Origin of the sequence: Amycolatopsis coloradensis (assembly GCF_037997115.1) — a bacterium.
GTDB classification, from domain to species: domain Bacteria; phylum Actinomycetota; class Actinomycetes; order Mycobacteriales; family Pseudonocardiaceae; genus Amycolatopsis; species Amycolatopsis coloradensis_A.
This window is the reverse complement of record NZ_CP150484.1, coordinates 7,604,380-7,616,670: the sequence shown is the minus strand read 5'-3', so window position 1 is coordinate 7,616,670 and position 12,291 is coordinate 7,604,380. Positions and strand designations below refer to the sequence as shown.

Here is a 12,291-nt window from a genome sequence, read left to right as displayed (position 1 = left end):
GCCGAGGGAAGGGGGCCTTCACGCGCGAAACCGCGGGACTCAGACCGTCCGGCCGAGGAACGCCAGGAACCGCGCCTGCGGGCCGGCGTCCGCCGGCGGTTTCACCCGCGGCCCGAAAGTGCCCGGAGTACGGCTGATGATCAGCCGGGCGAGCGAGAACGACGGTGCGACGATGTCGGGATCCATGCGCACGTCCACGCCGAGCGCGGAGCCGATGTCCCAGGTGTGCACCAGGGTGTCGAACGTCAGCAGCGCCAGGTAGTCCGTGACCGTCGCATCAGGACGGTTGGCCACGTACCACGCGGGAGCGGGCCGATCGAGCAGTTCGCCGGTGACGACGGCACTGGTCGCCGCCCGGGTCGCGCGCCAGCGGGCCAGCGGGTCTTCACCCGCCAGTTCCCCTGGCTTCTCGGAGCCCGCGGGCCCGTTCTCCACCGTGAATTCCCGGCCCGACGCGTGGTGGTGCAGCACCTCCAGGCCCCAGATGACGTGACCCGTCACGTCGCGCACAGTCCAGTGTTCGCACGCCGACGCAGCGTCCCACTGGTCCGGCCGCACGGTGGCGAGCACGGCGTCGAAGGCGTCTTGTGTCCGCCGGTGGCGATCCAAGGTTTCCATGGGGTTCCCCTACTTCAACGTCGCGTCGATGGCGGCCGTCAGTTCTCCGGCTCCGGGCACCAGGGCCTTGTCGAGCGCGAGGGCGTACGGGATGACGGTGCCGTCCGGACGGCAGACCCGCCTCGGCGGCGCCACCAGATCGAATTCCTCGGCCGCCGTCGCGACGATCTCCGCGCCCAGCCCGCACATGCGGTTCGAGTCGTCGATCACGACCAGCCGACCGGTCTTGTCGACCGATTTGCGCAGGCATTCCCAATCGAAGGGATAGACCGTGCGCGGGTCGACGATCTCGATGTCGACCCGGTCGGCGAGGCTCTCGGCGACCTCGATCGCCGTGCCGACGTGCTGGCCCACCGCCACGACCGTCAGATCGCCGCCCTCCCGGACGACGTTCGCCTGCCCGAGCGGCACGATGTCCTCTTCGCCCGCGTAGGACACATCGGTCGCGCCCAGCAACGACGAGGGAGCGAACACGGCCACCGGATCCGGATCCTGGATCGCCGCCCGCAGCAGCCCGTAGGCGTCGGCGGCCAGACCCGGGACGACGGTCTTGACCCCCGCGTGCGCGAGCAGGCTGTACGGGTTGTCCGAATGCTGCCCCGCCCAGCCGAACCGCGAGCCGGATCCGGCCACGAGATAAGTGACCGGGATCCGGACCTGCCCGCCGGTCATCAGGGAGAACTTGTGCGCCTGGTTCACGATCTGCTCGAAGACCAGGTAGATCAGCGAGGAGATCTGGAATTCGATCACCGGTTTCTTGCCCGCCATCGCCGCGCCGGTCCCGAAACTGGTGAAGGCCTGTTCGGACAGCGGCGTGTCCAGAACCCGTTCCGGGCCGAACCGGGGCAGGAGCCCCGAAGTGACGCCGCTCGCCCCGACACCGACGTCTTCGCCGAGCAGGAAGACGTCTTCGTCGGCCGCCATCTCGGCGTGCAGGGCGCGGTTCATCGCGTGCATGTAGCCGAAGTTCTCCGGCGAAGGAAGCCCGCTCACAAGATCACCCCAGGCCGGACGGCGGTGGCTCCCGCGTACAGATACATGAGTGCGTCCTTCGGATCGGGCGACGGGGCGTTCTTCGCGAACGCGACCGCCTCGTCGATGGTTTCCTTGACAGCCGCGTCGATCCCGGCGACGACGTCTTCGCCGAGCTGATCGCCCAGTAGCGGGATCGGGTCCTTCGTGCGCCAAAGAGCGACCTCGTCGGGATCGCGGAACTCGACACCCAGGAGTTCGAGCACCGAATGGTGCCCGAAGAACCGGTACGTCTCGCATTCCAGGAACGCCGGGCCCCGCCCCGCGCGAACCCCTTCGAGCAGTTCGGCGGCGGCGCTCTCCACCGCCTCGACGTCCATGCCGTCGACACCGCGCGAGACCAGCCCGAAGCCTTCGGCGCGCCGGGCGGCGCCGCCCGCGAGCCCCGATTCGAGTTTGAGGCTCGTCGCGTACCGGTTGTTCTCGCAGACGAACAGCACCGGCAGGGACCAGATCGCGGCGAGGTTGAAGGCTTCCAGCAGGACACCCTGGCTCATCGCCCCGTCACCGAAGAAGCTGACGACGACCTCGGAATCGCCGCGTGCCTTGGCCGCCCACGCGGCGCCGGAGGCGATCGCGCCGCCCGCGCCGACGATTCCGTTGGCGCCCAGGATGCCCAGCTTCATGTCCGCGGCGTGCATCGATCCGCCGCGGCCCTTGTTGAAGCCTTCGAGGGTGCCGAGCAGTTCGGCGAGCAGGCGGCGCGGGTCCGCGCCCTTCGCCAGCACGTGACCGTGTCCCCGGTGGGTGCTGGTGATGAAGTCCCGTTCGCTCAGGTTCGCGCAGATGCCCACGGCGACGGCTTCCTGCCCGATGTACGGGTGGATACCGCCGTCGATCTCCCCTGCGATGGCCATCGCGAGGCAGCGTTCCTCGAACTCGCGGATCAGTTTCATGGACCGGTACAGGGCCGGCCGGTTCTCGCTGGTCATTTTCGCGACAGCCCTTCTGCGGAGGTCCGGACGAGCATTCGGTCGACGTAACGGAGCAGCGCGCCGTCATCGGGGCTCGGCACGACGACGGGCTCGAATTCGCTGCTCGGCAGGCCGCTCGACGAAGGGGATCCGAAGAGCAGCTTCAAGATGGCGTGTTCCTCGGGGGAACGCGCTTCGAGCGCCGAGAGCCAGTCCGCCACCGGCAGGGTGCCGATCTCGGTACCGGCGCTCCGCAGGAGCCCCACCAGGTACGTGAGGCGCATCGGGCGTTCGCCGGCCAGCACGAACCGGCTGCCGTCCGGCCGCCGGTCCAGGCCGAGCCGGGCGAGCGCGCCCGCCGTCTCGTCCACCGCGATCCACGGTTCCTCGATCTCGGTGTCGGGCGCGGCACCGAGTTCGAGGATGGCCCGCAGCACCCGCAGCATGATGTCCCGCGTGTTCCCTTGCCCGGTCCGCGAATCCCCGACGATCCGGGGCAGGCGGCAGATCGCCGCCGGCATCCCGCGTTCGTACGCGGTGGTGACCAGCTGCTCCGCGTGCGCTTTGGTCTCCGCGTATCCGCTGCGGGAGCCGTTCTCCTCACCGGCGGAAATGGTCGACACGAACTGCAGCCGCTTGAGCCGGGTGGTGGCCGCCAGCCGGATCAGCTCGCCGGTGCCGCCCACGTTGGCGCCTTCGAGCTGTTCGTAGCTGGAGAGGGCGTCGACCCAGGCGCCGTTGTGGCAGATCAGGTCGATTTCGCTCGCGAGCCGTGCGAACACCGCGTCGGTGAGGCCGAGTCCGGGTGCCGCGAGATCGCCGGGAACGACGCTGATCCGCTTCTCGTCGACGTCGTCGGAAAGGCCGTAGCGGTCCAGATTCTCGCGCAGCCGCTGCCATCCCGAGTGTTCGTCGGACGCACGGACGAGACAGTGCACCCGCACGTTCTCGCGGGTCAGCAGCTCACGGACCAGGTACGCCCCGACGAATCCGGTGGCGCCGGTGAGCAGGATCTCCGCAACGCCGCCGGATCCGCGCGACGGCAACTGCTCCGGGAGGACGTCGCGAAGCCTGGCCCGCGGATCGAACGAGCGCACGGCTGCCCGCCGCTCGCCGTTGATCTCTTCGGCCAGCTTCGCGATGGTGGGCCGCTCGAACAGCGTCCGCAGCGGCAGGTCGATCCGCAGGGTCTCCCCGATCCGGACGGCGAGCTGCGCGGCCTTGAGCGAGTGCCCGCCGACGTCGAAGAAACTTTCGTCCCTGCCGACGGTTTCGCGGCCGAGGACCTGCGCCCAGATCGCCGCCAGCTTCTCTTCGGTCGGGTTGCGCGGCGGGGCGGCCTTGTCCCGCCGGAGGTCGTCCTCGGGTTCCGGCAGCGCCCGGACGTCCAGTTTCCCGTTGATGGTCAACGGGAGTTCGGGAAGCGACACGAACGCCGAGGGCACCATGTACTCCGGCAGTTCACGGCGTAGTCCGGCACGCAGGGTGGTGTCGTCGAAAGTGCCCTTGAGATAGGCGACGAGCCGCTTCTGGCCCGAGCCGTCTTCACGGGCGATGACGGCGGCCTGCGTGATCTCCGGCCGGGCCAGCAGCGCGGTTTCGATCTCGCGGGGTTCGATGCGGAAACCACGGATCTTGACCTGGTCGTCGACACGGCCGAGATACTCGAGATCGCCGTCGGCGTTGTACCGCACGATGTCCCCGGTCCGGTAGAGCCGGCCGCCGACGGTGTCGTGGGGATCGGCGACGAACTGTTCTTCGGTGAGCTCCGGTTGTCCCCGATAGCCCCGTGCGACACCGGGACCTGCCACGTGGAGTTCTCCCGGCACCCCGGTCGGTGTGGGCCTGCCGAGTTCGTCGAGGACGTACACGCGCGTGTTGCCGAGCGGGCGGCCGATGGGGATTCCCTTGGCGTTCCCGGGAACAGGGGCGGGGATCGGGTGACAGGTGGCGAACGTGGTGCATTCGGTGGGGCCGTACCCGTTGAAGAACTTCGTACCGGGCAGCGCGGTGACGGCGCGGCGCACATGGGTGACGGACAGCGCCTCGCCGCCGACGAGCAGCTGCCGGAGCCCGGCGAGCGCCGAGCTGTCCTCGTCGACGACGTGGTTGAACAACGACGAGGTCAGCCACGCCGTGCTGATCCGGTGCCGGGTGATCGCGTTCGCGAGCGGCCGGGCGGTGAGCACCCGCTCGGTCGAGATGACGCAGGTCGCGCCGGTGAGCAGGGCACCCCAGATCTCGAAGGTGGCCGCGTCGAAGGAGATCGCCGACGCGTGCAGGACCACCTCGTCCGGGCCGAGGATGCCTTCCGGCAGCCCGGTGACCAGCCGGATGATCGACCGGTGCTCGATCTCGACGCCCTTGGGGCGGCCGGTCGAGCCGGAGGTGTAGATGACATAGGCCAGATCGCGCGGCGCCACCTCGGTTCCGAGCGCGGTCGCCGGTTCCTGGCCAAGGGTGGGATCGCCGATCAGATCGGTCGCGATCATCAGCCGTGCCCCGCCGTCGGTGAGCAGGAGCCGTTGGCGTTCCTCGGGATACTCCGGGTCGATCGGCAGATACGCGGCGCCGGTCTTGAGGATCGCGAGCAACGCGGTGATCAGGCCTGGGGAGCGCGGCAGGCAGACGCCGATGACCGTCCCCGGTCCGGCGCCCAGCGTGCGCAACCGGTGCGCGAGCCGGTTGGATCGGACGTCGAGTTCCTCATATGTCACGGAATCGTCGCCGCAGATCAGCGCAGTCGCTTGTGGACGGTCGCGCACCTGTGCGGCGAACACCGCGGGCACCGTCGCCGGGGAGGGCAGCTCCGTGGTCGTGTCGTTCCAGTCCTCCGTCAGCCGCCGGAGCTCGGCATCGCTCATCATCGGCCAAGCGGAAAGCGGCAGCTCCGGCTCGGCGGACGCGAGCAGTCGCCGGAAGTGCCGGACGAAGTGTTCGATCGTGACCTGGTCGAACACTTCGGCGTTGTAGTCGATCCGCGCTTCCAGCACCCCGTCCCGGTCCGACACGAGACATTCGAGGTCGAACGGTTCCGAGCGGGTGCCGACCGGTGCGACGTCCGGCACCGGTTCGTCCACCACCCGGAGCACGACCTGTGCGAGCGGAGTGCGGCTGAAGTCCCGCCGCGGCGCCAATTCCTCGACGAGACGCTCGAACGGGACGTCCTGGTTCGCGTACGCGCCGAGCGTGGTCTCCCGCACGCGGCCGAGCAGCTCCGCGAAGGTGGGATCGCCGGAAAGATCGTTGCGCAGCACCAGCATCTTCGCCTCGGGCACGGGGACACCGACCGTGACGTCGGTGGTGCGGGCGTAGCGGGACAGCACGACGTCGAAGGCCGCCAGCAGCGTCATGAACAGGGTGGTGTCATGACGGCTGCCCGCTTCACGGATTCCGGGGTCCACGTCGAAGGAGAGCGAGCCGGCGCGATAGGACGCCACCGGCGGCCGGGCGTGATCGGCGGGCAGCTCCAGCGCCGCGGGCAGGTCATCGAGCTGCTTGCGCCAGTAGTCGAGCTGTCCGCGCAGGGCCTCGAAAATCGGCTCGTCGGGATGCGCCAGGGTGTGCTCGACCAGCCGGATGAGCCTGCCGACGAGCCGGGTGGCGGTGGAGCGGTCGAAGAGACCGGTCCGGAACACCAGGGAGCCGTGCAGTCTGCCGTCCTGCACATGGGTGACCAGTTCCAGATCGAACCGGGTCGCCACCCCGGCCCAGTGCACGCTGGAGATCTCGCCTTCGCCGTCGGCGGGGATCTCGCCGTTGTGCACGACCACGACGTCGAAGATCGCGTTGCGCCCGGCGTCGCGTTCCGGCCGGACCTCCGCGACCACCTGATCGAACGGTGCCTGCTGATGCGCGTAGGCGTCGACCATCTTGGTGCGCGCCACCTTCAGCAGCTCGCGGAACGACATCGACGGCGTGATCCGGGCGCGCAGCACGACGGTGTTCACGAAGAAGCCGAGGACGTCGGCGAACCGGCGGTCGTCACGACCGGCCAGCACCGTGCCGATCGTGATGTCCTCCTGGCCGGAATGGAGGGCCAGCAGTGCCTGGAACACCGCGGCCACGGCGCTGGACAGCGCGCATCGGTTCCGCAGCGCGAAAGAACTGAAGGCCTTCGTGAGTTCGGCGGGGAGCACGAAATCGACATGGTCGCCCGCGAAGCCGGGATTGCCCGATCGCGGCCGGTCCGTCGGCAGCCGCAGCGGCTCGTAGCCGTCGAGCTCACGCCGCCAGTAGTCGATGTGCTCCGCCACCGAGCCGGCGGCCGCGCGCTGCACCGCGACGTACTCCTCGTAGGTCACTTCCAGTGGCGCGGGGGTCTCCGAGCGGTACAGCTTGACGACGTCCTCGGTCACGATCTGGATAGACCGGCCGTCGGTGATGATGTGGTGGTTCACCACGCACAGCACCGCCGACCCGTCGGCGCATTCGACCACCATCGCGCGGATGGGCGGCGCCGCCGCGAGGTCGAACGGCTCGCTGACCAGATCGGCCGTGTGGTTCTGCCAGTCGTCGTCTTCCGCGATGCGCCGGGCCACCGGGATGCGGAACCCCGGGGTCGGCACGGCGGCCGGTGTCCCGGTCTCGTCCACGACGAACCGCCAGCGCAGCACCGGATGCCGTTCGACGAGCGCGCCGAGCGCCCGGTCGAGCACGTCGAAGTCGACACCGTCGTGGAACCGGAAGACGATCGGGATGTTGTACGCGGCGCTGGTCCGGTCGAGTTGCTGCACCAGCCACAGCCGCTCCTGCCCGAGCGACAACCTCATCGATTTCTCCTTCATCGGGCGTTCGCGATCAGGGCCTGCTCGTCGACTTTCCCGTTGCGGGTCAGCGGGATCTCGTCGACCACCACCCAGCGGGCGGGTAACGCGTAGCTCGGCAGCCGCCGCGACAGGAACGCGCGCAGGGCGCGGGGTCCGGTGTCCTCGCCGGGGTGGACGACGATGGCCGCCACGAGCTGGGGGCTTTGGTCCTCCTGCCGGGAAACGACGATCACGGCGTCGCGGACACCGGGGTGACCGGCGAGGAGGGTGCCGATCTCCTCGGTTTCGATGCGATGCCCGTCGAGTTTGATCTGCTTGTCCACGCGGCCCAGGAAGACCACGTTCCCGCCGGGGTCGAGCCGGACCAGGTCACCCGTGCGATACAGGCGTTCGTCCACGTCGGGGGAGAAGTGGCCGAAGCGCTGCTTCGTTTCGGTCTCGTCATCCAGGTATCCGTCGGCCAGGCCCGTTCCGGCCGCGTACAGCTCGCCGACGCCGCCGGGCGGGACGAGGCGGGCGTTCCGGTCGAGTACGAAGACCTTCGTGCCGGCGATCGGCCTGCCGATGGGCAGGGGCCCGTCGATCTCCGCGCCGCCGCGCACGGTGTGCGTGGTCGTGAACGTGGTGTTCTCCGTGGGGCCGTAGCCGTTCGTGAGCACCAGCCCGGGGTAGGTGTCGAGTATCCGTGCCGCCGCCTCGTGCGGTACGACCTCGCCGCCGCTCAAGAGCCAGCGCAGCCCGGCGAGCGCCTGCGGCCGTGAGTTGGCGACCAGCCGGAACAGGCTGGCGGTCAGCCAGGCGACGGAGACCTTCCGCTCGGTGAAGAACTTCTCCAGTGCCCGGACCGTCGGAAGCCGTCCGGGAAAGGCCTCCAGGGTCGCGCCGTTGAGCAAGGTCACCCAGATCTCGTACGTCGACGCGTCGAAGGCCAGCGGCGCCATCCGCAGGACCCGGTCGCCCGGGCGCGTCCGGAGTTCCGCCGTCCGCGCGAGCCGTGTGACCGCGCGATGCGGGACGACGACGCCCTTCGGCTCACCGGTGGATCCGGAGGTGAACGCGATGTACGCCGTCCTTTGTGGATCGTCGTGGCCGGGAGCCGGTTCGGGATCCGCGTCGATCTCCCCATCAGGGACCCAGACGTCGACCCGGGCGAGCCCGCGCAGGACGGGATGGCAGGCCGTGGCCGCGTCGACCACCGCCGCCGCGGGCGCCAGCTTGCCGATGATCCGCGCCATCCGGGCCTCCGGCGCGTCGTCGTCGAAGCCCGCGTACGCGGCTCCGGCACGGATGATCGCGAGCAGCGCCACGATCTCGCCGACCGACCTCTTGGCCGCGACGAGCACCGTGTCGCCGGGCCGCACCCCGGCACGACGCAGGACTTCGGCGTACCGATCGGCCGCCCGCGCGAGCCGCCCGTAGGTCAGCTCGGCGTTCGCGTCACGGACCGCGACCCGCTCCGGGTGAAGCCGCGCCTGTTCCAGGAACAGGGTTTCGATGCTCGCCGGTGGAACGTCGGCGCCGGCCGGCGCGCCGAGGATCCGGCGGCGTTCCGGCGCGATACAGCGCACGTCCTCCAGCGAACCGTCGAGGTGGGCCAATTCGCCCACCGCGGCGGCGACGTCGGCGACGAAACCGTGCTCGGCGTCCGGCACCGCGGTGGCGAACCTGACCTCCCCGGACCGCAGATCCGTGTGCAGGGAAGCGAGTACGAGATCCACCGGCCCGTCTTCGGCGACGCCGACGGGGTGGACCGAATCCAGGAAGTCCTCGACGCGTGTCTTGTCGTCGACGTGGACCCGGATCACCCTTCCGGCGACCGAGATCGCGGCCTCGGCCGCCGCCGTCCACCGGCACAGGGTCACCGCGAACGCGGCGAGCACCACCTTCGCGCGCCGGTATTCGGACGGCTCGGCCGCGAGCTCGGTCGTCAGATCGTAGGGAGCGGTGAACGCATCAGGCATCGGCCCCGCTGCTTCCCGTGCGCTTGCGCTCCAGCCGGACATGGAGGTGATCGGGCCGCCGGAAGATGTGGCCGCGTTCCCGCAGCCGCCAGAAACCCGGCCGGACGCCGTCGAGCGAACCGCTGAGCCGGACGCCGCCGAACCGGTGCGACAACCGCTCGAACAGCGTGTCGAACTCCGCCAGCGCCAGCTGGATGCCCAGGCAGGTGTGCGGACCGGACGAGAACGCCAGCAGCCGCTGGTCGGTCCGCTCCGGGCGCCAGGAGTCCGGGTCCTCGAACGCGTTCTCGTCGCGGCTGGCGCTGCCCAGCGACAGCAGGAGCGCGGACCGGCGCGGGACGTCCACCCCGTGCAGGTTCAGGTCTCTGGTCGCGTACCGCAGGATGGTGTGACTCGGCGGTTCCCACCGCAGGGTCTCGCGGACCACCTGGGTCCGGTACTCCTGGTCCGCCAGTGTCGACAGGTCGACATTGTGTGCGAGTACCGCGTACATGATCTTGCCGATGGTCGCGACGCTCGTCTCGGTGCCGGCGAGCAGGAACAGCGTGGCCGTGCCCAGCATGGATTCGTCGAGCGGTTCGCCCGGCGGGAAGACGAGGTCGAGGAACGGCATCCGGCCGCCTTCGCGGCGGTCGGCGAGTTTGTCCTTGAGGTAGGCGATCAGCTCCGCCTTGGCCGCGAGCGCCGAATCCAGCGAGGTCGCCGGGAACTCGATGGCGCCCGCCAGCGGGAGCACCCGTGGGCGCAGCCAGGCGGCGTCCTCCGGCGGCAACCCGAACAGCCGGGTGACCATCGCGTAGGGCACTCCGACCGCGACCCGCTCCATGAACTCGACGTCGACCTCGTCCTTGGCGCCCATTTCGGCCTCGATCGAGTCGAGGACCTGGTCCACCGCGGGGATGAGGATCTCGGTGCGCAGCCGTTTCACCGAGGCACCGGCGAACAGCGGCATGAACAGCTTCCGCAGATCGCGATGGCGCGGTCCGTCGGTGTCCAGCAACGTCCGGCCGAACAGGCGGCGGCTGCTGCGCATCGGGAACCCGCTGCCGACCTCGCGGTCGGCCAGCAGGGCCTGGACGTCTTCGAACCTGGTGACCAGGAAGGCGTTGAACGCCGCCGACCAGTGCACCGGATCCGAACGCCGGAGCTCGGAGTAGATGGGCCAAGGGTCGGCGAGGAATTCGTCGGAGCTGAAGTCCAGTTTCACCGGGGCGGTGCTCATTTGTCGCCTCCGTTGCCGACCAGTTCGGTCCGGGACTTCAACTGACGGGCGGCCTCTTCCGACGTGAGCCGGATGGACTCGGCGGTGCCCTCGTATCCACCGGCCAGGGTGGGCACGACCTCGTGCGCGAGCGCGGTCAGCTGATCGAGGGTCGCGCGGTGCGAAATCCACCTGGGGACGAAGAAGTTCAGCGACACCGGGTCGCCGACGCGGTCGATCAGGTCGCGGATCCGGGCCGCGCAGGTCGTGGCGTCCCCGACGATGAACCCGCCCGTGTCGACGAGGTTCTGCAACGTCTTGCGGTGCGCCACCGGGGAATCCGGGATGGGCATGCCCAAGGTGTTCCGGTAAAGGCCGCGGCGCAGCGCGGAAAAACCTTCCAGCAGTTCTTCGACGCCCGCGGCGGGGGAGTCCGCGATGTGGACGAAGACGTTGCAGCGGATCCGTGTCCCGCCGGCGGATTTGTTCCGGTAGGCGTCGACGCGCTCGATCAGCGCGCCCACCGGATCCGGGTCCATTCCGGGCCGGATGGCGCCCCACGGCGGTGCCACGTGGACGGTCGGGGTCGTCGACGTGTCGGTCAGCAGCTCGATTCCGGCCGGGCTCAGCGAAGACGCGACGACGGTCTCGATGGTGCCGGGACCCCGCAGCGGCTGGAGCTGGAGCACGGCCTTCTTGACGGTGAACCACGGCGTCGTCGTGTTGACCGTTTCGCCGTTGAGGAGCGCTTGCACCGTCCCCAGCGCCGCACGGAAATGGTCGCGGACCGAAGCCGGATCCACCCCGACCATTTCCATGTCGTGGACGTAGGTTCCGGTGCCGACGCCCAGGATCGCCCGGCCGGCGGTGAGGTGATCGAGCAGCGTGATCCGTTCCGCGACGTGCAAGGGGTGGTGGTACGGCAGCGGGATGACACCCGTGGCGAACCGGATACGGCGCGTCTCGCGGGCCAGCGCGGCCATCAGCATTTCCGGGGAACTGAGCGTGCTCCAGCCGCTGGAATGGTGCTCACCGAGCCAGATCTCGTCGAAACCCAGTTCGTCGACGAGGCCGCACAACTCGATGTCGCGTTTCAGCGACGCGTGCGGGCTGACCGAAGGGTCGTGGAAGGGAGGCAGGAAGCAGCCGAATGCCTTTGCGTTCATCTCAATCCTTTGTCTGGGGGCGGACGATCGTGCTGCCTCAGGCCGATGGCACCTGTTCGAGCAGGTAGTCGCAGAACTTGTCCACAGTGGTCAGGTCCTCGTTCTCTTCGAGGTCGATGAACACGTCGAGCTTCGTCTCGATCTTCTCGATGAGCGCCAGGTACTCGATGGAGCTCATACCCGTCTCGGGGAACTCCGTGTCCGCTTCGATGGTCTGGTTTTCCAGAACGCCGCCCGCGACCTCGTTCAGAAGGGAGAAAATCTGCTGACGCAATTCCGCCCGCGCGTCTTCCGCGTTCATGTGTCCCCTTTGCTGAATCCGCGCATGAAGGCGCGGATGGATGAATGCTGAATGGTGATCACGCCGCATTCGAAACGCGGCGGTTCATTCGATGATCACGACAGCTGAAGTCACCCCAGTGTGCTCGCTGTCGTTCCTCCCAGTACGCCCGGACATCCGTCCATGCGGGCGATTCGAACCATTGTTGCCCGAAGCTTCCGATGTCCGCAACAGTCCGCGAGACCGATCTTCGGTGTTCTTCCGCGGTTACGCGACGAAATGATCAGTGCGGAATGACGTGAAGGGGGCTTTCCGTGCATCGCGTGCACGGAAAGGTGTCCGTCGTCGGT

At 69.0% G+C, this 12,291-nt stretch carries 8 protein-coding genes; all 8 read right to left on the bottom strand.

Annotated elements, in window-relative coordinates; all coding sequences use genetic code 11:
- Positions 1–39 precede the first annotated feature (39 nt).
- The 8 genes from LCL61_RS35510 to LCL61_RS35475 are packed head-to-tail and all read right to left on the bottom strand — an operon-like array spanning position 40 to position 11,962.
- Positions 40–618: a TIGR03086 family metal-binding protein gene (locus tag LCL61_RS35510; protein WP_340683787.1), complete on the bottom strand. Its 579-nt coding sequence runs from the start codon at positions 616–618 to the stop codon at positions 40–42.
- A 9-nt stretch (positions 619–627) separates the two neighbouring features.
- Positions 628–1,611: an alpha-ketoacid dehydrogenase subunit beta gene (locus LCL61_RS35505; RefSeq protein WP_340683786.1), complete on the bottom strand. Its 984-nt coding sequence runs from the start codon at positions 1,609–1,611 to the stop codon at positions 628–630.
- Positions 1,608–2,582: a thiamine pyrophosphate-dependent dehydrogenase E1 component subunit alpha gene (locus tag LCL61_RS35500; protein WP_340683785.1), complete on the bottom strand. Its 975-nt coding sequence runs from the start codon at positions 2,580–2,582 to the stop codon at positions 1,608–1,610. Before LCL61_RS35500 ends, LCL61_RS35505 begins: the two co-directional genes overlap by 4 nt.
- Positions 2,579–7,336 (bottom strand): amino acid adenylation domain-containing protein, encoded by a 4,758-nt coding sequence (locus LCL61_RS35495; protein WP_340683784.1) that lies wholly within the window; start codon positions 7,334–7,336, stop codon positions 2,579–2,581. The genes LCL61_RS35500 and LCL61_RS35495 overlap by 4 nt, the downstream gene beginning before the upstream one ends.
- Positions 7,337–7,347: 11 nt before the next feature.
- A complete protein-coding gene (locus tag LCL61_RS35490; RefSeq protein WP_340683783.1) occupies positions 7,348–9,294 on the bottom strand; it encodes an amino acid adenylation domain-containing protein in 1,947 nt (648 codons plus the stop codon).
- On the bottom strand, positions 9,287–10,516 hold the full coding sequence (locus LCL61_RS35485) for a cytochrome P450 (protein WP_340683782.1): 1,230 nt from the start codon (positions 10,514–10,516) through the stop codon (positions 9,287–9,289). The genes LCL61_RS35490 and LCL61_RS35485 overlap by 8 nt, the downstream gene beginning before the upstream one ends.
- The gene (locus tag LCL61_RS35480; RefSeq protein ID WP_340683781.1) at positions 10,513–11,661 is read right to left on the bottom strand and encodes an LLM class flavin-dependent oxidoreductase; all 1,149 of its coding nucleotides are present in this window, start codon (positions 11,659–11,661) and stop codon (positions 10,513–10,515) included. Before LCL61_RS35480 ends, LCL61_RS35485 begins: the two co-directional genes overlap by 4 nt.
- A gap of 37 nt (positions 11,662–11,698) precedes the next feature.
- Positions 11,699–11,962, bottom strand: a complete 264-nt coding sequence (locus LCL61_RS35475) for an acyl carrier protein (protein WP_340683780.1) — start codon at positions 11,960–11,962, stop codon at positions 11,699–11,701.
- Positions 11,963–12,291: the final 329 nt, after the last annotated feature.

Bases quoted from the DNA above. Each gene is read 5' to 3' on its own strand.
- LCL61_RS35510 (WP_340683787.1), bottom strand. From the start codon at position 618: ATGGAAACCTTGGATCGCCACCGGCGGACACAAGACGCCTTCGACGCC.
- LCL61_RS35500 (WP_340683785.1), bottom strand. From the start codon at position 2,582: ATGACCAGCGAGAACCGGCCGGCCCTGTACCGGTCCATGAAACTGATC.
- LCL61_RS35495 (WP_340683784.1), bottom strand. From the start codon at position 7,336: ATGAGGTTGTCGCTCGGGCAGGAGCGGCTGTGGCTGGTGCAGCAACTC.
- LCL61_RS35490 (WP_340683783.1), bottom strand. From the start codon at position 9,294: ATGCCTGATGCGTTCACCGCTCCCTACGATCTGACGACCGAGCTCGCG.
- LCL61_RS35485 (WP_340683782.1), bottom strand. From the start codon at position 10,516: ATGAGCACCGCCCCGGTGAAACTGGACTTCAGCTCCGACGAATTCCTC.
- LCL61_RS35480 (WP_340683781.1), bottom strand. From the start codon at position 11,661: ATGAACGCAAAGGCATTCGGCTGCTTCCTGCCTCCCTTCCACGACCCT.
- LCL61_RS35475 (WP_340683780.1), bottom strand. From the start codon at position 11,962: ATGAACGCGGAAGACGCGCGGGCGGAATTGCGTCAGCAGATTTTCTCC.